General features: G+C 44.8%; 27 protein-coding genes, 1 tRNA gene and 1 pseudogene. 19 read left to right on the top strand and 10 right to left on the bottom strand.

Annotated elements, in window-relative coordinates; translation table 11 throughout:
* Nucleotides 1-83: 83 nt before the first annotated feature.
* Nucleotides 84-674 (bottom strand): hypothetical protein, encoded by a 591-nt coding sequence (locus HMPREF9429_RS01635; protein WP_006941160.1) that lies wholly within the window; start codon nucleotides 672-674, stop codon nucleotides 84-86.
* Between the two features lie 135 nt (nucleotides 675-809).
* Here HMPREF9429_RS01635 and HMPREF9429_RS01630 point away from each other — a divergent pair, with 135 nt between their 5' ends.
* Nucleotides 810-1,268, top strand: a complete 459-nt coding sequence (locus tag HMPREF9429_RS01630; RefSeq protein WP_006941159.1) for a hypothetical protein — start codon at nucleotides 810-812, stop codon at nucleotides 1,266-1,268.
* Between the two features lie 68 nt (nucleotides 1,269-1,336).
* On the opposite strand, the gene HMPREF9429_RS01625 is transcribed toward HMPREF9429_RS01630, so the two are convergent.
* A complete protein-coding gene (locus HMPREF9429_RS01625) occupies nucleotides 1,337-1,588 on the bottom strand; it encodes an NADH-quinone oxidoreductase subunit I (RefSeq protein ID WP_006941158.1) in 252 nt (83 codons plus the stop codon).
* A gap of 250 nt (nucleotides 1,589-1,838) precedes the next feature.
* Here HMPREF9429_RS01625 and HMPREF9429_RS01620 point away from each other — a divergent pair, with 250 nt between their 5' ends.
* The 3 genes from HMPREF9429_RS01620 to pnuC are packed head-to-tail and all read left to right on the top strand — an operon-like array spanning nucleotide 1,839 to nucleotide 4,907.
* The gene (locus tag HMPREF9429_RS01620) at nucleotides 1,839-3,434 is read left to right on the top strand and encodes a bifunctional metallophosphatase/5'-nucleotidase (protein ID WP_232216630.1); all 1,596 of its coding nucleotides are present in this window, start codon (nucleotides 1,839-1,841) and stop codon (nucleotides 3,432-3,434) included.
* Between the two features lie 14 nt (nucleotides 3,435-3,448).
* Nucleotides 3,449-4,186: a nucleoside phosphorylase gene (locus HMPREF9429_RS01615; RefSeq protein ID WP_006941156.1), complete on the top strand. Its 738-nt coding sequence runs from the start codon at nucleotides 3,449-3,451 to the stop codon at nucleotides 4,184-4,186.
* A gap of 1 nt (nucleotide 4,187) precedes the next feature.
* Nucleotides 4,188-4,907 carry a nicotinamide riboside transporter PnuC gene (gene pnuC, locus HMPREF9429_RS01610; RefSeq protein ID WP_040773268.1) on the top strand — a complete coding sequence of 240 codons (720 nt, stop codon included), beginning with the start codon at nucleotides 4,188-4,190 and terminating at the stop codon, nucleotides 4,905-4,907.
* A 160-nt stretch (nucleotides 4,908-5,067) separates the two neighbouring features.
* On the opposite strand, the gene HMPREF9429_RS01605 is transcribed toward pnuC, so the two are convergent.
* Nucleotides 5,068-5,361: a tyrosine-type recombinase/integrase gene (locus HMPREF9429_RS01605; RefSeq protein WP_040773265.1), complete on the bottom strand. Its 294-nt coding sequence runs from the start codon at nucleotides 5,359-5,361 to the stop codon at nucleotides 5,068-5,070.
* 187 nt (nucleotides 5,362-5,548) lie between these two features.
* Between HMPREF9429_RS01605 and HMPREF9429_RS01600 the strand changes: the two genes are divergently transcribed.
* Nucleotides 5,549-6,559: a YeiH family protein gene (locus tag HMPREF9429_RS01600; RefSeq protein WP_006941152.1), complete on the top strand. Its 1,011-nt coding sequence runs from the start codon at nucleotides 5,549-5,551 to the stop codon at nucleotides 6,557-6,559.
* A 91-nt stretch (nucleotides 6,560-6,650) separates the two neighbouring features.
* Here the strand turns inward: HMPREF9429_RS01600 and HMPREF9429_RS01595 are convergent.
* From HMPREF9429_RS01595 to HMPREF9429_RS01585, 3 genes and pseudogenes are all read right to left on the bottom strand, one after another.
* Nucleotides 6,651-6,956: pseudogene (locus HMPREF9429_RS01595) on the bottom strand (transposase); the annotation flags it as partial.
* A 371-nt stretch (nucleotides 6,957-7,327) separates the two neighbouring features.
* Nucleotides 7,328-7,403 (bottom strand) — tRNA-Thr (locus tag HMPREF9429_RS01590).
* A 96-nt stretch (nucleotides 7,404-7,499) separates the two neighbouring features.
* Nucleotides 7,500-8,207, bottom strand: a complete 708-nt coding sequence (locus tag HMPREF9429_RS01585) for a helix-turn-helix domain-containing protein (protein WP_006941140.1) — start codon at nucleotides 8,205-8,207, stop codon at nucleotides 7,500-7,502.
* A 415-nt stretch (nucleotides 8,208-8,622) separates the two neighbouring features.
* Here HMPREF9429_RS01585 and HMPREF9429_RS01580 point away from each other — a divergent pair, with 415 nt between their 5' ends.
* The 5 genes from HMPREF9429_RS01580 (at nucleotide 8,623) to HMPREF9429_RS01560 (ending at nucleotide 13,930) form a co-directional block, all read left to right on the top strand.
* Nucleotides 8,623-9,915 (top strand): SLC5/6 family protein, encoded by a 1,293-nt coding sequence (locus tag HMPREF9429_RS01580; protein WP_006941136.1) that lies wholly within the window; start codon nucleotides 8,623-8,625, stop codon nucleotides 9,913-9,915.
* A gap of 74 nt (nucleotides 9,916-9,989) precedes the next feature.
* Nucleotides 9,990-11,219, top strand: a complete 1,230-nt coding sequence (locus tag HMPREF9429_RS01575) for a purple acid phosphatase family protein (RefSeq protein WP_006941134.1) — start codon at nucleotides 9,990-9,992, stop codon at nucleotides 11,217-11,219.
* 237 nt (nucleotides 11,220-11,456) lie between these two features.
* Complete coding sequence (locus HMPREF9429_RS01570; RefSeq protein ID WP_040773262.1) at nucleotides 11,457-12,686, top strand: [Fe-Fe] hydrogenase large subunit C-terminal domain-containing protein; 1,230 nt, start codon at nucleotides 11,457-11,459, stop codon at nucleotides 12,684-12,686.
* A 106-nt stretch (nucleotides 12,687-12,792) separates the two neighbouring features.
* Nucleotides 12,793-13,143: a hypothetical protein gene (locus HMPREF9429_RS01565; protein WP_006941130.1), complete on the top strand. Its 351-nt coding sequence runs from the start codon at nucleotides 12,793-12,795 to the stop codon at nucleotides 13,141-13,143.
* Nucleotides 13,144-13,243: 100 nt separating this feature from the next.
* Nucleotides 13,244-13,930: a DUF805 domain-containing protein gene (locus HMPREF9429_RS01560; RefSeq protein WP_006941128.1), complete on the top strand. Its 687-nt coding sequence runs from the start codon at nucleotides 13,244-13,246 to the stop codon at nucleotides 13,928-13,930.
* A gap of 54 nt (nucleotides 13,931-13,984) precedes the next feature.
* Here HMPREF9429_RS01560 and rarD read toward each other — a convergent pair whose 3' ends face one another.
* The 4 genes from rarD to HMPREF9429_RS01540 all read right to left on the bottom strand — a co-directional run bounded on the left by rarD (nucleotide 13,985) and on the right by HMPREF9429_RS01540 (nucleotide 19,187).
* Nucleotides 13,985-14,911 (bottom strand): EamA family transporter RarD, encoded by a 927-nt coding sequence (gene rarD, locus HMPREF9429_RS01555; protein ID WP_040773259.1) that lies wholly within the window; start codon nucleotides 14,909-14,911, stop codon nucleotides 13,985-13,987.
* Between the two features lie 29 nt (nucleotides 14,912-14,940).
* Entirely contained in the window at nucleotides 14,941-16,308 is a 1,368-nt protein-coding gene (locus tag HMPREF9429_RS01550; RefSeq protein ID WP_006941124.1) for a uracil-xanthine permease family protein, read from the bottom strand.
* A gap of 8 nt (nucleotides 16,309-16,316) precedes the next feature.
* On the bottom strand, nucleotides 16,317-17,690 hold the full coding sequence (gene guaD / locus HMPREF9429_RS01545) for a guanine deaminase (RefSeq protein WP_006941122.1): 1,374 nt from the start codon (nucleotides 17,688-17,690) through the stop codon (nucleotides 16,317-16,319).
* Between the two features lie 270 nt (nucleotides 17,691-17,960).
* Nucleotides 17,961-19,187 (bottom strand): cation:dicarboxylate symporter family transporter, encoded by a 1,227-nt coding sequence (locus tag HMPREF9429_RS01540; protein WP_040773253.1) that lies wholly within the window; start codon nucleotides 19,185-19,187, stop codon nucleotides 17,961-17,963.
* A gap of 325 nt (nucleotides 19,188-19,512) precedes the next feature.
* Between HMPREF9429_RS01540 and rpmG the strand changes: the two genes are divergently transcribed.
* From rpmG to HMPREF9429_RS01495, 9 genes are all read left to right on the top strand, one after another.
* Nucleotides 19,513-19,662, top strand: coding sequence for a 50S ribosomal protein L33 (rpmG, locus tag HMPREF9429_RS01535; protein WP_006941118.1), 150 nt, complete (start codon nucleotides 19,513-19,515; stop codon nucleotides 19,660-19,662).
* Nucleotides 19,663-19,704: 42 nt separating this feature from the next.
* On the top strand, nucleotides 19,705-19,941 hold the full coding sequence (gene secE, locus HMPREF9429_RS01530; protein ID WP_006941115.1) for a preprotein translocase subunit SecE: 237 nt from the start codon (nucleotides 19,705-19,707) through the stop codon (nucleotides 19,939-19,941).
* Nucleotides 19,942-19,954: 13 nt separating this feature from the next.
* Nucleotides 19,955-20,494 carry a transcription termination/antitermination protein NusG gene (gene nusG, locus HMPREF9429_RS01525; protein WP_006941114.1) on the top strand — a complete coding sequence of 180 codons (540 nt, stop codon included), beginning with the start codon at nucleotides 19,955-19,957 and terminating at the stop codon, nucleotides 20,492-20,494.
* Nucleotides 20,495-20,580: 86 nt separating this feature from the next.
* Nucleotides 20,581-21,006 carry a 50S ribosomal protein L11 gene (gene rplK / locus HMPREF9429_RS01520; RefSeq protein ID WP_006941113.1) on the top strand — a complete coding sequence of 142 codons (426 nt, stop codon included), beginning with the start codon at nucleotides 20,581-20,583 and terminating at the stop codon, nucleotides 21,004-21,006.
* A 62-nt stretch (nucleotides 21,007-21,068) separates the two neighbouring features.
* Nucleotides 21,069-21,785: a 50S ribosomal protein L1 gene (gene rplA, locus HMPREF9429_RS01515; protein WP_006941112.1), complete on the top strand. Its 717-nt coding sequence runs from the start codon at nucleotides 21,069-21,071 to the stop codon at nucleotides 21,783-21,785.
* Nucleotides 21,786-21,963: 178 nt separating this feature from the next.
* Nucleotides 21,964-22,512 carry a 50S ribosomal protein L10 gene (rplJ, locus tag HMPREF9429_RS01510; RefSeq protein ID WP_006941111.1) on the top strand — a complete coding sequence of 183 codons (549 nt, stop codon included), beginning with the start codon at nucleotides 21,964-21,966 and terminating at the stop codon, nucleotides 22,510-22,512.
* 50 nt (nucleotides 22,513-22,562) lie between these two features.
* Entirely contained in the window at nucleotides 22,563-22,934 is a 372-nt protein-coding gene (gene rplL, locus HMPREF9429_RS01505; RefSeq protein WP_006941110.1) for a 50S ribosomal protein L7/L12, read from the top strand.
* A gap of 177 nt (nucleotides 22,935-23,111) precedes the next feature.
* On the top strand, nucleotides 23,112-23,840 hold the full coding sequence (locus tag HMPREF9429_RS01500; protein WP_006941108.1) for a gamma-glutamyl-gamma-aminobutyrate hydrolase family protein: 729 nt from the start codon (nucleotides 23,112-23,114) through the stop codon (nucleotides 23,838-23,840).
* A 3-nt stretch (nucleotides 23,841-23,843) separates the two neighbouring features.
* The gene (locus tag HMPREF9429_RS01495) at nucleotides 23,844-25,154 is read left to right on the top strand and encodes an APC family permease (RefSeq protein ID WP_006941107.1); all 1,311 of its coding nucleotides are present in this window, start codon (nucleotides 23,844-23,846) and stop codon (nucleotides 25,152-25,154) included.
* Nucleotides 25,155-25,324: the final 170 nt, after the last annotated feature.

Raw genomic sequence — 25,324 nt, 5'->3', positions numbered from 1 at the left:
AAACCTCCGATATAGATATCTATACAGCCTAGGGCTGCATGGCTTTATGATACGCTTCTTTACTGTCAGTGGCAAGATAAGGACTATCCTATCATACCGACGGAACGGAAGAATGCTTCATAGGCGTCTGCCTTTTTTTCCAAACTTAACGGATAGGCGCGAGAAGTAGAAGGAAGACGGGTTAAGGTTACTTCGCGACCCGAACAGTAAAAGGTGACCGTCTCGCCGGTTTTCGGTACGGGCGGAGCATCTTTAATGAGTGACAAAAGAATTTCTGTAGCCTTTCCTCCTGTCGTAATAATATGGTGACAAAGGGGAATTTGGGACAGAAGTTCTTCCAGGTCCACTGTTTCAACGACTTTCAAGAATTTATCGGATGCATTGCCCTTTTCACGAATGGCCCTGACAACGGAAGGGCATGAGGCGATACCCTTGGCTGATAAAAAAGATTTTATTTTATCAGCGTCAAAGGCCTTCTCCCCTTCTTTGCGAAAATAGTCTTTATCATTAAAGAAGATAAGGCCGTATACACGCCACATATCGTTATTAAAGTTCGGATAGTGAAAGTCCATGGCTCTCTTTTCTTGAGCCGGAGGGAAGCTGCCCATCATGATTACCCTTGCTTGGGGCGGTAAAAAGGGCGGAAAAGGGCGAAGTTCTACTGTTTCAGACATAGCGGAGACCTCCTTGGTTATAACCTTTGTATGTGCTGACTCGACGCTCCGAATAGGGATAACCGAGCTACGGCATTGTTTAAGTGTATATTAATTGTTATACTTTGCATATCAACTGAGAGGACAGGAGTGGATATGATGAAATTTCAGAATTGGCGAAAAAAAGTAACATCGATCTTGGGAGCCGTATGTGTGTGCATAAGCCTGGGCAGCACAGCCTTAGCCGTCGACTTTAAAATTGAAGCCCAAACCGGCGGTATCTTGTACGGCCTGTATCCCCAAATAGGTGCTTCTTCAGTTATAAATGCCTATTGGGATGCAACTAGTGCTTATGCTGTAACGGACGGAGAGTATGCGTACTTGGGAGCTATTTTGTTTGTATACGCACCGGGACAAGTGGAAGAGTCACGTCCTATAACGGTAAAATTCAAAACCTATACGGATCAACAGGGACAACGCTACCTTAATCTCGTCAGTGCTACAGACGACGCGGGACATGATGAGGCATCTTATCTTTTGGAACATGATGGAGGCCTACTGGTATCCTTGTATACGCATATTGCAAAACAGACGGGAATGGCGGCTTATTTATAATAAATTCATATAAAGAAAAACGAAGGCTCGGGGCCTTCGTTTTTTCTTTATACTATGACTTACTCAGGCTATCGCATAATTTCTTCCAGAGGACTGTAGCCGCTTTTGACGGCGTGAGGCGCGTAGCTTTCGTAAATGCGACAAGCGTCGACACAGCGGTTGCAACGAATGCATTTAAAGCGATCGAAGGCGGGTAAAACTCGCCCCGTCTCTTTATCCGTCTTCATTTCCAGTGCACCGACGGGACAGAGTGCGACGCAACAGCCGCAGCTGACGCAACGCGTTTCGTCTTTATAGTAATCAGGTATAACTTGCCACATACAAAAACCCCCTTTAAATTCGTGGGCAGTAAATCCGGTTTCGTTTATTATAATACAATGAAGGAGTCGAAAAAAATGTGAGATTTACAACGAAAGTAATTTTATTTTTTTGATTAGCGAAACCGGGGAGGTTGCGTAAAAGTGACAATACTACCCAATTTGTGACATCTCATGTATAATATATGTGGTTTCGACGATTTTGTTTATGCTTATAATGTGTAAGGTGATTAGAAGGTTCAGGAGTGATATGATGAAAAAAATGACCGCCCTTTTGGGACTGGCCGTGGCTTGCCTTTGCAGCACGGCTTTTGCAGCCGATTTTTCCAATCTCGTAATCGTGCATACGAATGATTCGCATGGGTACGACCGTAGAGCCGAAGGCATTAACGGCATGGCAACCGTCTCGGCATTGAAGAAGGATTTCCAACAACAAGGTAAGGATGTCATTCTTCTTGATGCAGGCGATGCTATTCAGGATAATAACCTGGTCAATCTTAGTGAAGGCAAGACGGCCATTCAGTTTATGAATGCCGCAAAATACGACGCCATGGCTCTGGGGAATCATGAATTTGATTATGGTGCCGATGTAACGCAAAAACGCATTAAAGAAGCGAAATTTCCTGTCATGTCTGCCAATATTTATGTGGATGCAACAGGCAAGCCTTTTGCTCCCAAGACCCGGACAATCTTAAAACGCGGTGATATTAAAATCGGCGTATTCGGATTGACGACACCGTCGACGGTTACGACATCGAACCCTTTGAGTGTACGCGGACTGACCTTCCTTTCGCAAGAAGACTTGTATAAGGCGGCGCAAAGAGAAGTGGATGCCTTGAAAAAAGACGGTGTCGACTTGGTTGTAGCCGTAGGTCATTTGGGCAGCAAACCCGATGTGGCCGGCGATCGTTCGGACGATGTGTTGGAACACGTAAAGGGTATCGACATTTTTATTGACGGTCATGATCACACGGTAAAGAATCGTTATGTAAACGGAGCTCTTTTGGCGGAAACGGGAGCTCATCTTGAAAATATCGGTGTTATTTTATATAAAGACGGTAAGTGGCAGGAAGATCTGTATCCCTACGGTCGCTTTATAAAAGAGGATCCGGCGGTAAAGAAAATTGTCGACAAGGCACAGACGGCTATTGATAAGAAACTGTCTACCGTAGTCGGGAATACGACGGTAGAACTTAACGGAGCTCGTGACCCGGGCGTGCGTACGGAAGAAACAAACCTGGGCGATCTCATTGCCGACGCTTTCTTATGGCAGGCTCAACAGGCCGTAGCCTTGAAAGGGATCACCGTTGACGGAGCTATCCAAAATGGCGGTACTATCCGCAGCTCCATTGATGCAGGCAAGATTACGGAAAATGATGTTTTGCGTGTCATGCCGTACCATAACTATTTACAGTATGTGACTTTAAAAGGAGCTGTCTTGCTGGAAGTGTTGGAAGCGGCAACCTGCACGACGCCGCAGGCTATAGGCGCCTTCCCGCAAGTGGCGGGCATTACTTATACAGTCGATACAATGAAGCCTTATGCGGAAGGTTCACAGTATCCCCATTCGACTTACTATGCACCGGCAAAGCCCGGCTCGCGAGTTACTATTACAGCCGTCGGCGGTAAAGCCTTCGATCCCGAAGCGACATATTGCATCGCCATGCCCGATTACCTTACTTACGGCGGCGATACATACTATGCACTTACAGATCCGGCGAAGGTGGAAACGGAAACAACCGGGTATCTTGACGTAGACAGTATGAAAAACTATATTCAGACCGTATTGGGCGGTACTGTCGGCAATACATATGCACAACCGCAGGGGCGGATTACTATTGTGAAGTAAAAGAAGGTATAAATATGGTACAAATAAAAGAACCGCAACCGCATATTCAGTTAACCGATGCCGTCGATACGGATTGTGCCGTTATTGTCGGCGATCCGGCCCGTGTAGACGTTGTGGAGAAATTTTTGGATGAGCCTGAAAAAATTATGGAGAATCGAGAATATCGCACTGTTACGGGGACATATAAGGGGCGGAAAATTCTGGTTATGTCAACCGGTATAGGTGCCCCTTCGGCTGCCATAGGTATCGAAGAGCTTCACAACATCGGAGTGAAGACGGTTATACGAGTGGGTTCATGCGGAGCCCTACAGCCGGAAATTGGCTTGGGAGACTTAATTGTCGGAGAAGGTATTGTGCGTGATGACGGACTTACGAAAAAGTATGCCCCGGAAATCTATCCGGCCGTTCCGTCTTTTAAACTCTTAGCCTTGGCTAAAAAATATGCACCGCAGGCTCATTTCGGAATCATTCGCTCTCATGACGGTTTTTATATGGATGACAATGAAGAAGTGGAAGATTTTTGGGCCAAAAAAGGTGTCTTGGGTTGTGATATGGAATCGGGAGCTTTGGCCGTCGTCGGACGATTGCGAGGCATGGAAACCTTGTCGATTTTAAACAATGTCGTCCTTTGCAACGGAGACTTGGCTGACAGTATCAATTCGCTCGTAAACAGTGCCGACCTTGTTGCCAAGGGCCAGGACGAATCGATTAAATTGGCCCTTAACATTTTGGCCCATGACACGGAGGAATAAGATGGAAACAGCAAAACACGGCTGGCTTTACAGTCAGTTGTTTGCGAACTGGAAACAGTTCGAAGTAAAATATGTATCACTACTTATTTTGTTGCAAGTCGTTGTCTACGCTATTTCACCGGATAGTCCCATCGGGATGATTTCCGGTATAGGCGGAGTTTTATGCCTGGTTTACGGTATGAAGGGACGTAAGATATCCTTCGTCTTCGGGTTTATACAATGCGTATCCATGACTTATATTGCCTGGATCAGTCATGCGTACGGGTCCTTTGCCATGGATATTGTTTATGTAATTTCTCAACCTATCGGGTGGTATTTATGGGGACAGCAGGAAGCAACACGCTCCTTTAAAAAAGGAACGCGCAAGAAGGTTTTTACGGGAGCTGTTGTCGCATGGCTTATCGGTTGGGCTATTTTGGCGTATGTAGGCGGTCAGCTCCCCTATTTCGACTCCATTAACTTTGTAGTCAGCTTCATTGCTCAGATTCTCTATATTTTAAAGTATAATGAAAACTGGTCGCTCTGGATTTTTGTTAATATTGCAAACTTCCTCTATTGGAGTATTTTGTCCGTTCAAATGGTTATGGGCGATAATACGGTTGGGACTTTAGGGGCCAACTTGTCGCAAGTAGCGCTTCAGGCAGCCCTTCTGTTCAACGCCGTTTACGCTCAAAAGGTTTGGGCCAGCGGCGGTGCCGATAATGAAGGCGGCACGGAATAAGTTGAATTATCTGTCGGAACCGGTCGAAGAGATGCTTCGACCGGTTTTTATGCGAAAGAGGCCTGTAGGGGGCATCTAAATCAACAGGAAAAAGCCTTGATTTACAAGGCTTTTTTGCTTGTCTATAACTGATTTGCCCCATCATTTGCCCCACATTTTTTTATGAGCAATCTTTCCAGACATCTCTGATTTGATTAAATTCCTCAAAAATTTTCTCCTCTAAAGTGTGTCCATATACTTCTACTAACATTGAAATATCTCTATGCCCTAGAATTTTTGCAATAACTCCAAGGTCAAATCCTTTGTGCCAGAGGTAGCTCCCATAGGTATGACGTGCTCCTTTTGTCGTGATAATTGGATAAATATCTAATTCATTTAAAAGAACACTCAAAGCTTTATTGACACTTGCAATGTCTGGTACCAAGTGAATATATCCATAATGCTGAAAAATCATTTTATACCTATTCTTGAGCATCCTTATTGATCAAAGAACATATATCTATTATACTACAAAAGCTCTCTGAAAAAGCTCTCTGACCGCAAAATTCCGTTAATTTACAACCTTATTCCTGCTTTCTATTTTACTTTTCTGACAAATAGATATTATATATAATAAAGAGTATTTATTTTCGGAGGTTTTTATGTCATTTCTATCAAAAAATTGGGCAGGACTGTTAGTCTGTCTGATCATTTCTATCATCTCTTGGGTTTTAGGAGGATTTCTGCCTGTTGTGGGAGCACCTGTTTTCGCCATTTTTATCGGAATGATTCTCCATCCCTTTCTCACTTCCTATACACAACTGGATGCCGGTTTGACTTATAGCTCCAAAAAACTGCTTCAGTATGCTGTTATTTTGCTTGGGTTTGGACTCAATATCTCACAAGTTTTCGCAGTTGGAAAATCTTCCCTTCCTGTTATCCTTTCAACTATTTCAATTGCTTTGATTATAGCTTTCTTTTTCCAACGCTTTTTTAACCTTGATACAAAGTTAGCTACCTTGATTGGAGTTGGGTCTTCTATCTGTGGCGGTTCTGCCATTGCAGCGACTGCTCCTGTTATTCACGCCAAGGAAAAAGAAGTAGCCCAAGCCATTTCTGTTATCTTTTTCTTCAATGTCTTGGCAGCTCTTATCTTTCCAACTCTAGGTTCTTGGCTCCATCTTTCCAACGAAGGTTTTGCTCTCTTTGCGGGTACTGCGGTCAACGATACTTCCTCTGTGACAGCTACTGCTAGTGTCTGGGATAGTCTTTACAATACAAACACTCTTGAGTCTGCAACTATTGTCAAACTGACACGTACTCTAGCTATTATCCCTATCACTCTCTTCCTCTCCTATTGGCAAAGCCGTCAACAAGGCAACAACCAAGGAGTGAAGCTTAAAAAAATCTTCCCCGTTTTCATTCTCTACTTTATTCTAGCTTCTCTGTTAACTACTCTTCTCACATCTTTCGGTGTCAGCAATAGCTTCTTTTCACCTCTCAAACAACTCTCTAAATTCCTCATCATCATGGCTATGAGTGCTATTGGTCTCAAAACCAACCTCATTGCTATGATCAAATCCAGTGGAAAATCCATTCTTCTTGGAGCCCTTTGCTGGATTGCTATCATCCTGACTAGTCTTGGCATGCAATTACTCATCGGTATTTTCTAAGAAAAAAGGGAGCCTAAAGGCTACCTCAAAACGTAGACAAACGTCATTTTTGGCGTTTGTCTTTTTGTATGTTCAAAGATAGTTTGTCTTATCATCTACTATTCCATCCAAAAATCTGATTTAAAGCAAAATAAAAAGGGATATTCCCTATCCATTTCACTAATTTTTTGATATTTAAACACGCCAAAGCAAGCCCAACCTTATCCTCCATTTTGGAATTTCCTTTCTCTCTAGTGTATCTCAAATTATGGTACTCCTTAGCTGTCCCAAAGAGTCGTTCAATGGTTTCTTTACGCTTCTGATAAAGCTCCTTCATCCCTCTTTGGTGTCGAATCTCTTCACAACATTCAAGATCATCTTTCCATACATGTCTCGTGATTACTTTTTGGTGATTTTTATCGTTGGCTTGATGCACGATTTCGATAATTTTTTCATTAATTTATTTTTCCATTTTATCCTCCGATTAGTCTCGCACTGATATTTATTGATAACAACACTATATTTCTAGTATAGCATAATCATTAGATATTATAGGTTTTCAAACCAAATGAGAGTCATTCGTTTTTGCCCCATTTTTAAATCATGACATTGGAAATACCTAAAAGTACTTCCCTAAAATCACTTATATTTCAATATTTTTAATTACTCTTAATATGAAAATCCTTTCCAAATCCATGTATGGGATATATCCGTACAGGCCTCTTTCGATAGTCAGCAGACTGATAAAGATAATTAAAAGAGGCTTCCGTTTACGGAAGCCTCTTTACTTGGAGCCACTTATCGGATTTGAACCAACGACCCTCTCATTACGAATGAGATGCTCTACCGGCTGAGCTAAAGTGGCAAGTACAACATGTATTATACGGGGAGAGTGGGTGGATTGTCAAGTACCTTTATTATGGGTAAAGTTATACTTTGTATTTCCCCAGCAGGTCGCACACTAAGTAATGGACAGCATGTTGTACAGCTTCATAAGTCGAATATCTTCTTTTGAAATCTTCAAATCTTTACGAAATTCCTCCGTATCGGCATGCTTCGTTTTAGATATAAAGACCTTTGTGGCTACGGGCATAAGCGGGCGCGTGGAAATACCGCTCAGTAAGCCCCACTTGTGAGGAACATCAAGAAAAGGGGATAAGATGGTAATAATCAGTTGCTCCGTCGGCGTATTCTGATTCATGAGCGTTAAAGTGGATAGGGCATCATAATGGGTTAATGTTCCCCAATACGTGTTTTCACAGTCCTGATAGATGTCATAGGCGTTAATATTGACGTATAGCATGATTTTATACGTGTTGGGTCCCGTTTTGGACAGAATGTCCATAATACCGATGCTGATTTCATTACAACGACCGTCGTAATAATAAAGGTAGAGCTGCTTGGTATTACGAAAGAAGGCTGGGAGACGAGTTTCCGTAAGATTCAGCGTCTTGTCTTCAACAGGATGTAGAAGCTGCTCCACATGAACTCCGAGCACTCGCGCGATGTCGTATAAGGTCAGGATGTCCATCGAGATCTGCCCGTTTTCATACTTGCTGACTGTGGCCTTGCTTTTACAGATGGCCTCTGACAGATCTGCTACGGTAAGCAGTTTTTTCTTGCGGTAAATCTTGATTTTCTTGCCGATTTCTCGTTGCAAATTTTCCATGGTTCACCTCAAAATGTTTCTTACAAATATTAAATTTTTAATTAAGCGTATATAATCCGAATATTTGCTTCTAATTATATAGAAAAAAGGGGAGCTTTTCTATTTAAAAGAAACAAAAGGAATGAAAAGTTTCGTGTCATGAGAAACAAGTATTGTTGAGTGAAACTAATATTTAGTGATATGCTTTAAGCATATTAAATATTCTCTAGAGGAACAGGGGGATATTATCGGGGGAAGAATGGTGAAAGGAGTTGTTCGCATGCATGAAATCGGAATGTTTTTTATTCTTGCCTTTTCCGTACATGTGTTGCAAGGGAACGTGTTTTTCTAGGTTTTAAGCGAAATTCAGCAGTAACCTGTCGTCTAACGGGAAAACGACAGGAATATTAAATCTTACATTCAGGAGGTTTTTTATATGTCCACGGCAGACTTGGCAAAACAGGCCGGTATGAGCGAGGCCCAATGGAAAGAAGCGATTAAATTCGACAGTACCGACAGAGGTTGGATAATTATGAGTATAGGCATGGCCATCGGGGCAGGGATTGTATTTCTCCCCGTACAGGTCGGGCTTGTAGGTGTCTGGGTATTTTTATTGTCCGCACTTATTGCTTATCCTTCTATTTATTTGTTACAACGGTTATTCATCAATACCTTGGCGGACTCGCCGGACTGTAATGATTATCCCAGTATTATCGGCGGTTATTTAGGAAAAAACTGGGGATTTTTCCTCGGCATTTTGTACTTTATGATGAGCCTTATTTGTGTCTTCATGTATTCTACGGCTCTGACTAATGACAGTGCCTCATTTTTGCAGTCTTTCGGCGTTACGAAAGGGTTGTTGTCCGATAATCCTTTATACGGCTTAGCCGTTATTTGTTTTATGGTTGTCGTTGCCTCTCGCGGTGAACAACTTCTTTTTAAGGTATCGACGTTAATGGTTTTGACCAAACTGTGCGTTGTCGCCTGCTTGGGCTTATTGATGGTACAGTCATGGGATTTGGCGAACCTCGGAGCTTTCCCCGACTGGTCGTATATTTTGAAGCAGACGATCATCATGCTCCCTTATACACTGACCTCTATTATTTTCATTCCCTGTTTGAGCCCTATGGTCATTTCTTATCGGTCTCATCATACATCCATTCATGTAGCGCGGTATAAGGCAATGAGAGCTATGAAAATAGCCTTCTTTGTTCTCTTTATTACCGTATTCTCGTACGCTATGTCCTTTAACTTGGCTATGGGCCACGAACAGGCTGTTGAAGCATATACGAATAATATCTCGGCTCTGGCCATGGTGGCGCGCGGTGCCGATGCGGATGCAGTTAAAATCTTCAGTCTTATCCTCAATATCTTTGCCGTCGTAACGGCATACTTCAGTGTTTTCTTGGGCTTTAAGGAAGCGTGCACGGGTATTGCTTTAAATATCTTATCGCGTCTCTTACCGGCAGAAAAAATTAATAAAGAACTCGTTTCTAAAGGTATTTTGGTTTTTGCGGTTTCCGTGTCCTGGGGTGCCATTGTACTCAATGCACCGATTCTTAAACTGCTATCCTTCTTAGGACCCATCTTGGGATGTATCGGGTGCCTTATTCCCGCATACTTGGTATATAAGGTCGGTTCTTTGCGTAAGTACAAGGGGATGGTACTCAATCTTATTGTATTCTCCGGAGTACTTCTCGTTGTATCCCCGTTTATTGCCATGATTTAAGCTGATATAAAAGCAGGTTCTTCTTTTGAAGAACCTGCTTTTTTCGTTATACTAAGAAAAAGGTAGGTGTAATCATGAAAAAAAGGGTTTTACATGCTGCGTGTTTCGGTGTTATCAGTGCGTTTGGATTAGTATGGCCGGTAGCGGCACAGGTACAACATGTCATGCAGATTGTCGGAGAAGACGGACTGACATCGCGAACCGTAGCCTGGCTCGATGATCGCGCAGGGACTTATCCTGTTTTTTCATATAAAAAGAAGGGTGATACATATGAAAAAACGGCTTTTGTCATATGGGGAGAGCGCCCGCCCCTTTATGCTGAAGGTACGGAAAGAGCGTGGCAATCCTATGCAGTCAGATTGACTGGACTGGAGGCGGGCACGGAATATGTATATACTGTAGCTACCGAGACTGATCGGGTAGACGGGGCCTTTACAATGCCGGAGAAATCGCCGCTCGAATATAAGATATCCGTTATGGGAGACTCTCAATCCGTAGACTACGGCGAGTGGGGAAAGACTGTAAATGCTGCACTTCGGCACATGCCACAGGCGGATTTGAGAATATCTATGGGAGATTTGACGGATAACGGTCAAGCTTGGTTTCAATGGAAGGCGTGGTTGGATGAAGGCCGATCTGCCGAAAATATTCCGCTGGCACCCGTGTTGGGAAACCACGAGGCGTATAGCATGACCTGGACATTTGCAGAACCGGAAACGTACAGATCCTTGTTTCCCGTGCCGCAAAACGGTCCCGAGGGGCAAACGGGCTTGGCCTACTTCTTCGATTACGGGGATGTCCGCTTTATCAGCTTAAATACAAACGAGGAAGAGTTGGGAGCCACGAGGCCGAACATGCTGACGCTTGAAGCGGGTTGGTTGGAGAAGATACTTAAACAATCGGAGACGGAACATAAAAGAGTGATTTTGTTAATGCATCGTTCGCCGTGGAGTACTCCGTATTCAGGGGCAAAAGATGTGAACGGAACCGCCTTTTTGCCGCTCATAGATAAGTATGAAGTTCCCTTGGTATTTACAGCGCATGAGCATTGTTATGCTCGTTCCTATCCGTTGAGAGAAGGAAGACCGGAAGCAAAGGGGACTGTCTATATTACGACGGGACGTTCCGGATCCGAAACTTGGGCAGAAGCTGTACGACGTCCTTTTGATGTTGCCTATGACGATTGCATGGACCTTCCTGTATATGTGGAGTTACGGTTGCGAAAAGACGGTTTTTATGTGTCCGCTTATAAAAGGGACGGTCGGCTTATAGATGAGGTAATCATACCGACGAAGAAAAAATAATAGTGTGGTTATACTGAAATCGGCACGTTAAGCGATAAAAAACGTATCCGTGAGTACAAGGCATTAACGGGCCGGTTTATTTTCGAGGATAGATAACGTATAGGAGACACTTTATAGAGTTTTAAGGAGCAACAACTTTAAGTAGAGGATACAAAAATAGCGGGCGTTGTTATCTTTAGGGTGGAAGCCTATAATGGAACCTATATAGGGTATTGCTTTCTTACGGAGGAACTGGCTATGGATACGTTAGATGAACTGTACTTTAAGATGCTCAAAAAGGCTGTAGACGGTGAGTTGGAGTTGGCTCCGGAAGGAATGGATCCCCGGTTGATTGACTGTCTGACCCTACCTGATGACGGGACGGTAGTTCGAGTAAAGCCGTGTTTGTGTCCACCCGACGAAAGACACTGTGCCGAAGCTTGTGAGTGGGATGCTTTAAAACCCGGCAACGAAGTGGGGATTGCCGTCGATACGGAAAAGTGTGTAGGCTGTCAGGCCTGTATCGATGCTTGCGAACTGGATAGTTTGAAGGCCAAAAAGGACATCATTCCCGTAGTACAGGAACTTCATCAATATGACGGTCCCGTATATGCCCTGGTAGCTCCTGCAATTGCCGGACAATTCGGAGCGGACGTAACGATGGGAAAAATGCGGTCGACCTTAAAGGCACTCGGGTTTACGGGGATGTTGGAAGTGGCGGCTTTTGCCGATATTTTAACACTGAAAGAGGCACTGGAATTTGATAAGAATATTAATTCTGAAGGAGATTTTCAGCTTACCAGTTGTTGCTGCCCCATGTGGATAGCTATGATTAAAAAGTTGTATCATCAGCTTCTACCCAATGTACCGGGTTCCGTCTCGCCCATGATTGCCGGGGGACGGACCGTGAAGGCGCTTCACCCTAAAGCGAAGACCGTGTTTATCGGGCCGTGTTTAGCGAAGAAAGCGGAGAAAAACGAGCCTGATATAGCGGGAGCCATCGATTACGTACTGACGTATCAAGAACTTCGCGATCTCTTAAGTGTTACGGATTTAAAACCGGCCGATATGCCTGAAGATGCACAACTTCATGCTTCGACGACAGGGATTACATACGCCTATGCCGGCGGTGTAGCGGCGGCTGTGGAACGGACGCTGGAAAAACTGAATCCTCATCGGAAAATTAAGCTGCAAACCAGGAAAGCGGACGGCGTTCCCGGTTGTAAGGCTATGATTAACGATATTCTTGAAGGGCGTAGGGAGGGGAACTTCTTCGAAGGCATGGGATGTATCGGTGGTTGTGTAGGCGGACCGCGAGCTATTATTCCGAAGGAAGAAGGGAAAAAATGCGTGCAAACCTATGCGGACTCTTCGGCCTTTGAGACGCCTATGGAAAATCCGTATGTCATCGGAATTCTGAAGGAGTTGGGGTTTAATACGGTTGAAGATTTCCTGACGAAGAGTCATCTTTACGACCGGCAATTTTAGACCTATATCTTTATGACAACACTGATATGAGCAGGCTTTTAATTGAATCCCTTCGGTGTTATACTATACTGGCAAAGTAAGCATTGCCCTGTAAGGAGGGATCGTTATGGATAAAAAATCACTTATAGCAGTTATTCAAGGCGCTATCAGTACGCCTTCGACTTATAAAGGGTTAAAGACGGCGGGTCAGGTCTATTTAGAGGCTGTCGGTACGGAACGTGAACAGGTAGCGGCAGAAGTGCTTATTGAAGAAGCTAAGGCCGATGTCACTACGGTAGATGAATTAATTGCCTTTGCCGGATCTCCTGTAGGAACTGAAGTATTCGGCCAAGAGGCAGCTAAAAAATTAGAGGTTCACGGCAGGAAACTTAAGACTGAAGGGGCTCGGTATTGCGATTGCGATGCTTGCAAGGCGGCACTTGCAATCAGTGAATACGGTCATCTGTTATTGGAATAAAAAGGTCGGACCTATGCGGTCCGGCCTTTTCTACGGTTCTGTTTGCTAACATTTCAGAGTTAATGATATACTGAAAAGAAAATTCAGGAGGTTCTAATTTATGTTTTGTACTCATTGTGGAGCACCTATTGAAGGGAATCAGAAATTCTGTACTCAGTGCGGAGCTCCTGTAGACTTAAATATGACGGGTGAATACGATAATCCGTACCACGTAAATCCTGATACAGTGGGCGATGAAGATTTGGCGATTATTCGCGGCAAAGGTTTTTGGGAAAACTTTAAGTACGTAATAACGAAAAAATTTGCCACCATAGAAGGGCGAGCTTCACGCGGTGAGTATTTTAAATTTTACAGCGTCAGTGCCGTCATTTTCCCCCTAATATGGGTTGTTGCCGCCATATCGGCCAATATATCCATGAGTCTGTATGTGGCACTCAGTATTGTGTGCTTTGTATTCGGCCTCGTTTTGGTTATTCCGTCTTTTTGCTTAAACGTAAGACGATTACACGATGTGGGGCGCTCCGGCGCGTGGATCCTTGTGAATTTCGTACCTTTCGGAGAGTTTTATTTCCTATATCTCATTTGTTCTGAAGGCCAGGCTATTATGAATCGTTACGGGCGTAAGACAAATTATGTGGGACTTACGTCGGAAGAAGCGGCACGTATCGGTAAGCCGGCCAGTCCGACGGACACTATGATTATTGTAGCTTTCTTTGTATCCGTAGTATGCTCCATTGTCGCTCCTTGTATTTGGGTAGCGGCAGGTGCATTGGCTACTCGCTGGTAATAAAAAACCGTTTGCCTTTGGGCAAACGGTTTTTTTACGGTCATTGCGTGACGGCTATGACCGTTTTTTTTGTTTATATGTTGACCGGCTTATTTGCAGGCGCTCACCGATAGTAAAGATAACTAAGGATATCCAAATAAAAGAGAGAGCAATAAGTTTATCCGTACCGAAGGGTTCATGAAAAAAGAAGATTCCCCAGACGAAAGCCAGTGTAGGGCTGATATACTGGATAAATCCGAGTACATTTAAAGGTAATTCGTTGGCACCGTAAGAAAAGAGCAATAAGGGAACGGCCGTAACGATACCGGCCCCCAATAATAAGAAGGTGGTTGTTACGTCACTCGTTAAAAAATGTCCGGATGAATTCGAGTGTAGGTTGTAAATATATATGATTGACGGGGCCAAGACGATAAGTGTTTCCAGCGTGATGCTCGAAATCGGCTGTAGATGGAGCATTTTTTTGACGGCTCCGTAGAGAGCGAAGGTCCCGGCCAAGAGTAAAGCCAGCCAAGGGAAGTGCCCTCCTTGCCAAGTCATGAGTGCCAGCCCGATGGCGGCAAGAACGATACTGATTCGTTTCGGCGTGCTCAGCTTTTCGGAAAACATGACAACGCCTAAAAGTACGGATAGAAGCGGATTCAAATAGTAGCCGATGCTTGTGTCGATAACATGACCGTGCGTAACTGCCCAAATGTAGGTCAGCCAATTGGCGGTTACCAGAACGGCAGCTGTCAGGAGCAGGAAAATACGACTCGTTTTTTCACGGAGGAAGGCAAGGTCCTCTTTCAATTGTTTGCGTCCTGCGAAGATGAGGACGAAGAGCATAAAGACAAAAGACCAGGCAATGCGATGTGAGAGAATTTCTCCGGCTTCTACGTGGGAAAGGAAATACCAATAAAGCGGTAAGGTGCCCCAAATGATAAAACTGCTGCAAGCTGCAAAAAAGCCGAGGCGATAATGCTTGTAAGATGAATCGGGCAAAAATGTCACATCCTTTTCAATAGAGCTGATTAGTCTTTATCGTTATACAAATTGAGTTTTTGCGGTAATGCCTTGTTGAGAACAATGGCAACCATTGCTGCCGTAGCTATGGAGGAGCTTAAGAGATAACGCAACAACTGCGGCAAAGACGCCACATAGTCTTGAGGCAATAAATAAAGAGCCAAGGTCGTAATGATGGGTAAGCCGATGATAAACATGTTGCGTTCATCAAGTTCGAGACGGCGAATAACACGGAAACCGCTTAAAGCAATAATAGATGAAACGATGACAAAAATACCGCCGATAACCGGAGCAGGAATAGATGCGATAAGCATGGCCAGTTTATTGGACAGACCGAAGGCGATCATCCAAAAGGCACAACCGTAAAAAGCGTGACGACTGGCAACACCTGTAATTGAGATAAGGCCGGCATTTGTAGAATAGCCCGTAGCCGGTGTACCGCCGAAGAGGCCGCCGATAAAGCAGCTCAGGCCTTCGCCTAAAATCCCCTTGTCTAATTGTTCATTCGTCAAGGGACGCTCAATGACGGAACTGACGGCGAACCAGGTTCCCGTCGTTTCGGCCAAAAGAACAATGTAGATGAGAATCATAGTAATGATAGCGGGAATGTCAAATCTGACGGGGAATGATGCGAAAGCCAGGTGGGGAACCGAAAATAAAGGAGCCGCCACTACGGCATCCAAAGAAAAGCGTCCCATAGATGCGGCTGCGAGGCAACCGGCAACGAGGGCTATAATAACAGAGCCGATACGCAACCAATTGCCCTTTTTACCCATGTGCAAGCCGAGCATAACGCAAACGGTAAGGACGCCTCCGGAAACGAGAGCCAGAATGATATTTTCCGTAATTGTACCGGCACCGTGAACCGTAAATATATTGTCTTTTAAGCCTATGGGAATGAGGGACAGACCGACAACGAAGATAATCGTACCGCCGACGAGAGGCGGTACGAAGTAATTAATGGCCTTGCGGACAATACCCGTCATGCCGAGAACACAAACAATGAGGCTGCCGACGAGAATGGCTCCGAATACGGCGGCCAAGCTGTCAATACCCGTGCCGTGGGCCAAGGCGATGCCGGCAATGGCACCGATAGGAACATAGGACGGTCCTTGAGCGACGGGAAGTTTCATGAGAAAACGAGATTGTATAAGCGTGCCTAAACCGCTGGCAATAAAGGTTGCCTGAATGAGGAAGGCCGACTCCTGAACGGATAAGGATAAAATACCGGCAACGATAAAGGGAACGACGTAAATATCCATGGCCAGCAAATGTTGCAAGCCGAGTAAAAGGGATTGTACGGGCGGTAAAGCCTCGTCGGGCTGAACGAGTAAAGAACCTTCGTAGTGTTGAGTTTTTGCTTCTTCTGTAGACATAAATCCTCCTAATGCAATGAAACGGGCCTTCCGGAGACCCAGAGGGCGGTAATGTTTTGCCGTTGGCCTGTAAAAATTATTTTTTGCAACATATCTGCCAATGAGTCGGTATCATATTGCCGAGTCTGACTTTGCGAAGCCAGACAGTCGAAAACAAAGGCATCGAAGCGACAGCCCTTGCGAAATTGGCCGGCATTGACGTGCAGGGCGGTAGCCCCGCCGACAGTAGCCATGTAAAAGGCTTGTCTGAAATCGATGACGCTAGCGGGGATGCCGCCTCGCTCTATCGGAGATTTTGAAAAATCGGTTCCCGTAGAAAGGAGGCGCGACGATAAAATAGCCTGACGCATGGAATCAAACATAGACGGCGTATAGCCGGCGGAAATATCCGTAGCCAATGATATGCTGAGGCCTTGTTCCAAACGGCGTTTGACCGGGCAGACGGCTCCGGCAAACAAGATGTTGGATAAGGGACTGTGGGCAATGGCAGCACCGTGTTCTTTGTACAACTCTGCGTCGGAGTCGCTTAAGTAGACGGAGTGAGCCAGAGTCGTTTTATTCGTCAATAGCCCGTATTTTAAGTGAGCTTGTGTATCGCTTAGGCCCGTTCGTTCCAGTACATGGGCGTGTTCCCAGTCTCCTTCGGAACAGTGGGATTGAACGGGAGCATCATAGTGGCGGGCCAAGTCGCCCAGACCGTAAAGGACTTCGTCACTGCACGTAGGAATGAATCGCGGTGTAACGACACCGACTATGTCTTGCCGTGTCCGGCTGTTCAGGTTGCGGCAATAAGTGAGAAAGTCTTCCGTAGCATTCAGTGCCGCCTGCGGAGACGAATCGCGATAATAATCGGGGCACTGAGACGGCAAGTCCATAACTACTTTACCGATATAAGCATGTTGACCTTCAGAAGCACAAATTTCGGCTAAAACCTTATTGGGTTCGTTATGGACGGACCCGAAATATTGAGCCGTCGTCGTGCCGTTTGCCAAAAGAGTTTGAACCAGGTCTTTATAAATCGTCTCGGCAAAATCCGTGTTCTTATAAGCGGCTTCCAGCGGAAAGGTATAGTCATTAAGCCAAACAGGAAGATCCGCATCCAGTGCCTTGCCGACTTGGGCCCATTGAGGTGCATGAACATGGGTATCAATGAATCCGGGCAACAAGTATTGTTGGGATTTCAGTCGCTGTAGAGAACCGGCGTCCTCCGATCGGCGAAGAATATTATCGTACCTGTCATCCTTCGGAGAAATGACATCATCGAGGACTCCGGCCTCGTCGACAAGAAACAGGTGGTCCTCAAGAATATCAAATGAGTTCGGGCCTGTACTGTGGAAGGCGGTTCCGCGTATGACCGATGAACAGTTTGTCAAGAAAGTCACCCCTGACCTGTTATTAAATAATAAAAAATAATATGTATAGTATATTACTTTTGTGAAAGTAAGAAAAGAAAAATAAGAGAAAGTTAAAGTACTTCGTATAAAGGTATCGTCTTTTTAATAACAAGTCGCCGAGTCAAAGCGGCAGCCGTCTTGCATGAGACAATCCCGGTGCCCGCGTATTGCACGCATGGTAGTCTTTAGAAAGTAAAATAACACATAAAAATAAGGAAACCTTGTGAGGTTTCCTTATTTCGGTATGATTTTAAAAGATTATGCGGAAGCTTCGCCGCTCTCTCCGACAGTATCGGTGTTGTGACCGCGAACCTTGTCGACAATCATGGACAGGGCCTGGTCGCCGGCTACGTTTGTAGCCGTGCCGAAGGAATCTTGCGAGAAGTGGAGAGAAATGATGAGTTGTTGCATCGGTTCCGTAAAGCCGAGCATGGAAGTAATAATTCCCAAGGCAGCCATAACACCGCCGCCGGGAACGCCCGGTGCGGCGACCATGGTGACGCCGAGCATGAAGATATAAGGCGTGAATAAGGTTAAGCCGACATCCATGCCCATGGCCATCATAATGCCCATTGTGCCCAGAACCAGACAAATCGTATCACCTGCCAGGTGAATGGTGGCACACAAAGGGATACAGAAGTTGGCAACCCCTTCGGACATATCGCAATTATGGGCACACTTCAAGTTGATAGGAATTGTGGAAGCCGAAGACTGCGTACCTACAGCCGTAAAGTAAGCCGGCAAAATCCGGGGAATGTATTTAAAGTTATTCCGTTTGCAAATGAGTCCCGAAATACCGAATTGCAAGAGGAGGTATAGAACCTGTAAGAGAAGTATGCACACATACAGGCCGATAAAAATTTTAGCTGTTGCTACAATTTTTCCCTGTGCAGCCAACTTGCAAAATAAAGAACCGACATATATAGGAATTAAAGGAATGATAATTTTAGTCAGAGCCTTGGTGATAATGTCGCGGACCTCACGCAATACACTTAAGAGCTTTCCGGCCGTACCGATTTTCAGGTTAGCCATGCCGATACCTAAAATAAAAGCAAGCATGAGGCCTGTCATAACATCGAATACAGGCGTAACCTTAATGGTCAGGAAGGGATCATACGGGTTGACATCGGCCACGGAGCCCGAGAAGGGATGAATAAAGTTCGGTAATATGGAAACTCCGAAGAAATAAGCGATGTACCCGGCTAAAATAGTGGATGCATAGGCGAGAAAAACCGTAAGTCCCAGCAACTTATTAGCCTGTTTACCTAAATCGGCCATGCCGACAGCTACGAAAGAAACGATAAGTAAAGGAATGAGGAATGATAAAAAAGTGCTGAATAAGGATGTAAATGTTGAAAGCAGACGAATAAACCCTTCATAGGCGACTGCGTCCTGGAAGCCGAACCACGAGCCCAGTGAGCCGAGGATGATGCCGCCGACAATACCGGCAAGCAGTTTTGCCAGTAAGCCGAAATTGAAATGCATAAGAACAACTCCTTCAGTCCTTTTACAAAGGACAAATGTATTTTTAAGATGAATATATTGTAAATGCATTGTTTTGAGTTGTCAATTACAAAAATACACAGGTAACGAAATAATAAAATTCATATATATGAGGATATGAGGGCAACGGTACGTTGACAGGCTTCGTAGATTAGTGTAGAGTAAAGGAAGTTAGGTGCGCAGATTCCGCCTAGCTTTTTTAAGTTGCCGCTTTTCTTGACGTCAGACCGCTCTTTGTGGTAAGTTATATAAGCAGTCTTGCGCAAAAAGTAGGTTTTTGACTATCTAATGAAGTGAGGTGTTAGGAATGCGTACAGCTATTACGATGGCATGCACAGAGTGTAAAAACCGTAACTATCGGACGAATAAGAATAAGAAAAACAATCCCGATCGTTTGGAATTGAAGAAATATTGCCCGTTCTGCAAGAAAGAAACGTTACATAAAGAAACAAAGTAATTGCCTGAATCTTAAAATTATTTTTTGAATGTGAGAGGTTATATGTCACTTTCAGCAGCACAAAAAGCAGCACAAAAGAATAAAAAGAAAAAAGAGTCAGGCCGATTCCTACAAGGCGTAAAAACGGAAATGAAGAAGGTCATCTGGCCGACACGGAAAGAACTGATCAACTATACCGTTATGGTTATTGTGGCGACACTGGTCGTCATGGCCATTATCGCCGTATCGGATGCCGTATTCGCAGAACTTTTTCAACTGCTTCGCGTAGTGATCGGTTAGGAGGCGGATCCGAATGGAATCTGAAAAGAATTGGTATGTCATTCATACGTATTCCGGGTATGAGAAAAAAGTCAAAGACAACTTGGAACGTAAGGTCAGATCCATGGGGCTGGAAAACGTTATTGAACGGATTCTTGTTCCTGAAGAAGACGAAATTGATGTCAAAGACGGTCGGAAACGTACGGTAAGACGTAAGATCTATCCGGGCTATGTCTTTGTTGAAATGGAAGTCAACGATCGCTCCTGGTACGTTGTCCGTAATACGCCGGGAGTTACCGGTTTTGTAGGTTCGGCAACGAAACCTGTTCCCTTGGAACCGCAGGAAGTAAGACGCATCCTCAAGTCTCAAGGTATAGAAAAAGAAGTGCGCCCGCAGATTTCCGTTGAAATCGGCGAACAGGTCCGTATTATTTCGGGCCCCTTCGATAATTTTTATGCGACTATTACGGAAATTAACAATGAGAAGGGTACGCTTAAAGGCCTGATTGATATGTTCGGCCGTGAAACTTCGGTAGAAGTCGACTATTCTCAAATCGAGAAGAGTCTGGAATAAACTTCTAATGCGACGTTTTCGTCGCGAGTGGGAGGGTCGTCGACCCGTTTAACCACATCTTGTAATGTAAGGAGGTGTAAATCACCATGGCAAAAAAAGTAGCAAGAATGGTAAAGCTTCAGTGTGAAGCAGGTAAGGCAACTCCGGCGCCTCCTATCGGTCCTGCATTGGGTCAGGCCGGCGTCAACATTATGGCCTTTGTCAAGGAATTTAACGAACGTACGGCAAAGCAGGCAGGTTATATTATTCCTGTTGAAATTACCGTATACGACGACAGATCCTTTACATTCATTACCAAAACTCCGCCTGCAGCAGTATTGCTGAAAAAAGCGGCAGGTTTGGACAAAGCTTCGGGTGAACCGAACAAGAAGAAAGTTGCTAAGCTCGGTCGCGATAAAGTTCGCGAAATCGCCGAAACCAAGATGCCCGACCTCAATGCAAACGATGTCGAAGCAGCTATGAAAATGGTTGAAGGTACGGCTCGCAGCATGGGTATCGACATCGTCGACTAAGACGTTGTTATCCCGTGGAAGGAGACTTGTCTCCGCATGACCACAACAGGAGGAAAACACAGATGGCAAAAGTAGGTAAGAAATATGCCGACGCCCTCAAATCGTTCGATGCACAGGCATTGTATGATGCGGCTGAAGCAATTGATATCCTGAAAAAAATGGATACCGCCAAATTTGATGAAACCGTCGAATTGGCTGTCAACCTCAACGTTGACCCGAAATATGCCGATCAGCAGGTTCGCGGTGCTTTGGTACTGCCCCACGGTATCGGTAAAACGAAACGCGTCCTCGTTTTTGCACAGGGCGAAAAAGAAAAGGAAGCTCAAGAAGCCGGTGCCGATTATGTCGGCGGCGACGACTTGGTAGAAAAAATTAAAGGCGGCTGGTTTGAATTTGATGTCGCTATCGCTACTCCCGATATGATGGGTAAAGTCGGTCGTCTCGGTAAGGTCCTCGGCCCTAAGGGCCTGATGCCTAACCCGAAAGTCGGCACGGTAACGATGGACGTAGCCAGAGCCGTTAATGAAAGTAAAGCCGGTAAGATTGAATATCGTACGGATAAGGCCGGAAATATTCACTCTCCCATCGGTAAAAAATCGTTCGACGCAGCCAAGTTGGTAGAAAACTTGACGACTCTCGTCGATACGCTGATTAAAGTGAAGCCGTCCGGAGCAAAAGGCCAGTATATCAAATCGATTACGGTCAGCTCGACAATGAGCCCGGGGATTCACATTAACCAATTCAGCATTAAAGGTGCTGTAAAAGCGGAAGAAAAATAATATCTCTCTTAGCTGTAGACTGAAGGTATGTATAATGGACTAAGGTCCGCCATCTGAGGCTATGAAACTGGTAGATATATCTGATAGATACTGGTTCGGCCTCACATGCACATGCATGGAGGCCGATTTTATTGCTAAGACGATATAAATCCAACAAGAGGAGGTGTATCGAATGTCTATGCCTACACACGGCGTATCTCCGGCGAAAGCCGCTGTTGTCGCTGAAATGAAGGAAAAGTTGGAATCTGCACAAGGTGCCGTTCTCGTCGGCTTTACAGGCCTTACTGTTGCCGATGTAACGAAACTTCGTCGTAAATTCCGTGAAGGCGGTGTTGAATATAAGGTTATCAAAAACACTTTGACTCGCATCGCAGCCGATGAACTCGGTTATGACGGATTGGATTCCCACTTGGAAGGACCTACGGCTCTCGCATATTCTGCAGAAGATGCTGTAGCTCCTGCAAAAATCCTGAAAGCTTTCATTAAGGAAACTAAAACGGAAGCTTTGACGGTTAAAGCAGGTTTGGTCGACGGTCAGGTTATCGATGCCGCTGCAGTTAATGCATTGGCCGATTTGCCGAGTCGCGAAGAACTTATTGCCAAGTTGCTTGGCAGTATGCAAGCTCCCGTATCCGGTTTGGTCAACGTTCTTCAAGGCAATATTCGCAACGTCGTTTATGCTCTTGAAGCAGTTCGTGCTAAAAAAGCGGAACAGGAAACAGCTTAATTTTAACTTTGAAAGATTAAACTATTACGTAAATTACGGAGGAACTTAAAATGACTAAAGAAGAAATCTTACAAGCCATTGAAGGCATGACAGTATTGGAACTTTCCGAACTCGTTAAAGACATGGAAGAAAAATTCGGCGTATCCGCAGCAGCTCCCGTAGCTGTAGCAGCAGCTCCCGCAGCAGGCGCAGCAGCTGGCGGCGAAGAAAAATCCGATTTCGACGTTGTATTGGCATCTGCCGGCGACAAGAAGATCAACGTTATCAAAGTTGTTCGTGAACTTACGGGTCTCGGCTTGAAAGAAGCAAAAGCTATGGTTGACGGCGCTCCCGCAACTGTAAAAGAAGGCGTAGCTAAAGCTGCTGCTGAAGAAATGAAAGCTAAATTGGAAGAAGCAGGCGCTTCTGTAGAATTGAAATAATTCTGCCATTTAGAGGCCCCGCCATTGCTTAGGCAATGGCGGGGTTTTTGTATCTATATGTTAAAGCCCATAGAGTGATTGCGCATAAAGTGTATGATAAATGTCTATGAATAAAAACGTTACAGTTGTAATGATTGTAGTATAATAAAGGATATTCGAAATGGGGGGATAAAAGTAATGAGTAGACCTTTAATCGGCGTGTCCGGAAGTATTATCCGTGATAACGGCGGAGCCTATGTCGATTTACGGCGGGCCTATGTAAATGATAACTATTTGAAATCTGTTGAGCGGTCCGGCGGCATTCCCGTTATTCTTCCTTTTACGGAAAATGATGAGGTGGTTTGCGAGCTTATGGAGCATGTTGACGGACTTATTTTGTCGGGCGGTCATGATGTATCACCCCTTGCTTACGGAGAAGAACCCTTACAAGGCCTCGGTGATATTTGGCCGGAGCGAGATCACTTCGATATGATGCTGTTAAAGGAAGCGGAAAGACGAAATCTTCCCGTCTTTGCCATTTGCCGCGGCATGCAGGTTCTCAATGTTTATCGCGGTGGCAGCCTATATCAAGACTTAAAGTATGCAAAGGTGCAGATGAAGCACTCTCAAGGGCAGACGCCCGGATTGGCGACTCATACTATTGAGATAGAGGCGGACTCTCGTTTAGCAGAGATCTTAGGTGTGACGACTTGTGTCGTCAATTCTCACCATCATCAGACAGTGCACCGGGAAGGTAAGAATTTACGGATTACGGCTCGTGCTAAGGATGGGACAATTGAAGCTCTTGAAGATCCGTCGCGGTCGTGGTTTATTGCCTGTCAATACCATCCTGAAATGATGGCTTTCAAAGATAAGCGTGCGCAGGCATTATTTGATTCATTTGTTGCTGCAGCGAAGAAAGGATAAGTTATGAAAGAAGCAAAGAATAAATTCGGCTTTTGGAGCATTGTACTTCTGGGCATTAACGCTATTGTAGGAACCGGGATTTTCCTTTTACCCAACAAGGCCTACGCCGTTATCGGTTCGGCCAGTCTGGGAGTTCTCTTTTTCGATGCACTCTTAGCGGGTTGCATTGCTCTCTGTTTTGCCGAAGCGGCGGGCTTTTTTACTCGTAACGGAGGTCCTTACTTATATGCGAAGCATGCTCTGGGAGACTTCTGGGGTTTTGAAGTAGGCGTGTTGAAATGGGTTGTTATCATTATTGCCTGGGCTACCATGTCCGTCGGTTTCGCAACGGCTTTGGGTGCCGCTTTTCCGATGTTGGGCGGTGATATGAATAAAAATATTATAGCTTCCGTTATTATCATTCTCTTAACCGTTTTGAATTTGTTAGGCGTCGATACGTCAAAACGCTTAAATGATTTGATTACGGTTTCCAAATTGGTGCCTCTTTTTGCCTTTATTTGTGTCGGCATTTTCTTTGTAAACGGCAGCAATTTTACGCCTGTCTTTTTAAATGATGAATACACGCCCGGCTCTTTTGCTCAGGCAGCCGTGCTACTCTTCTTCGCTTATACGGGATTTGAAGCCATTGCCGTAGCGGCTGAAGACATGGACAACCCGAAAAAAAACTTGCCTAGGGCTATTATTACGGTCATGGTCAGTGTTACCGTGCTGTATCTATTGATTTTAGGTGTATGTATCGGCGTTATGGGGCCTGAACTGGCTTCGTCGCAAGCTCCGGTGCAGGATGCTTTTTATAAAGCTATCGGTCCTGTAGGTATGTACTTCGTTCTGGCCGGCACTCTTTTGTCTATGGGCGGTATTAATTTTGCACAGGCTTTCATGGCGCCGCGTATTGCTACGGCCTTATCTGAAGACGGTATGTTGCCGGCCGTATTGTCAAAAAGGGATAAGAAGAATATTCCTTATGTGGCGGCTATTACGACAGCCGTGCTCAGTTTACTCTTGGCTTGGAGCGGCAGCTTTACTATGCTGGCAGCTATCAGTGCCGTATCACGGTTTACACAATATTTACCGACTTGTATTGCTGTCATCGTATTCAGGAAAAAATGGGCCCATAAAGAACGGCCCTATAAAATACCCTTCGGTATAACCATTCCCCTTATTGCTGTTGTCGTTTCTTTGTGGATGCTGCTCCAGGCAACAGCGGCCCAATTGACTTGGGGACTTGGCGGATGTATTGTAATCTTGCCGTTTTATGTAATGTATTTGCGTAAGAAAAAGGCAGGACTTATTAAGGAATCGGAAGAACTGTAATCATAAAGATGCATCCGAATTAAAAAATCATGAAAAAAGCGATGTCTTAAAAAAGTAAGACATCGCTTTTTTCGCGTAAATAAGGGCTTTGCAAAGTTATACCCAATGAAAAAGAATAGGCTTTGTATTGCAAAAAAACTTAACTTTGGCATACAATAAGAATACTGAGG

This window comes from Megasphaera micronuciformis F0359 (assembly GCF_000165735.1).
GTDB classification, from domain to species: Bacteria; Bacillota; Negativicutes; order Veillonellales; family Megasphaeraceae; genus Megasphaera; species Megasphaera micronuciformis.
This window is presented reverse-complemented; position numbering and strand designations above follow the sequence as displayed.

Coding starts and splice junctions, on each gene's coding strand:
- HMPREF9429_RS01635 (WP_006941160.1), bottom strand. CDS start 674: ATGTCTGAAACAGTAGAACTTCGCCCTTTTCCGCCCTTTTTACCGCCC.
- HMPREF9429_RS01630 (WP_006941159.1), top strand. CDS start 810: ATGATGAAATTTCAGAATTGGCGAAAAAAAGTAACATCGATCTTGGGA.
- HMPREF9429_RS01625 (WP_006941158.1), bottom strand. CDS start 1,588: ATGTGGCAAGTTATACCTGATTACTATAAAGACGAAACGCGTTGCGTC.
- HMPREF9429_RS01620 (WP_232216630.1), top strand. CDS start 1,839: ATGAAAAAAATGACCGCCCTTTTGGGACTGGCCGTGGCTTGCCTTTGC.
- HMPREF9429_RS01615 (WP_006941156.1), top strand. CDS start 3,449: ATGGTACAAATAAAAGAACCGCAACCGCATATTCAGTTAACCGATGCC.
- pnuC (WP_040773268.1), top strand. CDS start 4,188: ATGGAAACAGCAAAACACGGCTGGCTTTACAGTCAGTTGTTTGCGAAC.
- HMPREF9429_RS01605 (WP_040773265.1), bottom strand. CDS start 5,361: ATGATTTTTCAGCATTATGGATATATTCACTTGGTACCAGACATTGCA.
- HMPREF9429_RS01600 (WP_006941152.1), top strand. CDS start 5,549: ATGTCATTTCTATCAAAAAATTGGGCAGGACTGTTAGTCTGTCTGATC.
- HMPREF9429_RS01585 (WP_006941140.1), bottom strand. CDS start 8,207: ATGGAAAATTTGCAACGAGAAATCGGCAAGAAAATCAAGATTTACCGC.
- HMPREF9429_RS01580 (WP_006941136.1), top strand. CDS start 8,623: ATGTCCACGGCAGACTTGGCAAAACAGGCCGGTATGAGCGAGGCCCAA.
- HMPREF9429_RS01575 (WP_006941134.1), top strand. CDS start 9,990: ATGAAAAAAAGGGTTTTACATGCTGCGTGTTTCGGTGTTATCAGTGCG.
- HMPREF9429_RS01570 (WP_040773262.1), top strand. CDS start 11,457: ATGGATACGTTAGATGAACTGTACTTTAAGATGCTCAAAAAGGCTGTA.
- HMPREF9429_RS01565 (WP_006941130.1), top strand. CDS start 12,793: ATGGATAAAAAATCACTTATAGCAGTTATTCAAGGCGCTATCAGTACG.
- HMPREF9429_RS01560 (WP_006941128.1), top strand. CDS start 13,244: ATGTTTTGTACTCATTGTGGAGCACCTATTGAAGGGAATCAGAAATTC.
- HMPREF9429_RS01550 (WP_006941124.1), bottom strand. CDS start 16,308: ATGTCTACAGAAGAAGCAAAAACTCAACACTACGAAGGTTCTTTACTC.
- HMPREF9429_RS01540 (WP_040773253.1), bottom strand. CDS start 19,187: ATGCATTTCAATTTCGGCTTACTGGCAAAACTGCTTGCCGGTATTGTC.
- rpmG (WP_006941118.1), top strand. CDS start 19,513: ATGCGTACAGCTATTACGATGGCATGCACAGAGTGTAAAAACCGTAAC.
- secE (WP_006941115.1), top strand. CDS start 19,705: ATGTCACTTTCAGCAGCACAAAAAGCAGCACAAAAGAATAAAAAGAAA.
- nusG (WP_006941114.1), top strand. CDS start 19,955: ATGGAATCTGAAAAGAATTGGTATGTCATTCATACGTATTCCGGGTAT.
- rplK (WP_006941113.1), top strand. CDS start 20,581: ATGGCAAAAAAAGTAGCAAGAATGGTAAAGCTTCAGTGTGAAGCAGGT.
- rplA (WP_006941112.1), top strand. CDS start 21,069: ATGGCAAAAGTAGGTAAGAAATATGCCGACGCCCTCAAATCGTTCGAT.
- rplJ (WP_006941111.1), top strand. CDS start 21,964: ATGCCTACACACGGCGTATCTCCGGCGAAAGCCGCTGTTGTCGCTGAA.
- rplL (WP_006941110.1), top strand. CDS start 22,563: ATGACTAAAGAAGAAATCTTACAAGCCATTGAAGGCATGACAGTATTG.
- HMPREF9429_RS01500 (WP_006941108.1), top strand. CDS start 23,112: ATGAGTAGACCTTTAATCGGCGTGTCCGGAAGTATTATCCGTGATAAC.
- HMPREF9429_RS01495 (WP_006941107.1), top strand. CDS start 23,844: ATGAAAGAAGCAAAGAATAAATTCGGCTTTTGGAGCATTGTACTTCTG.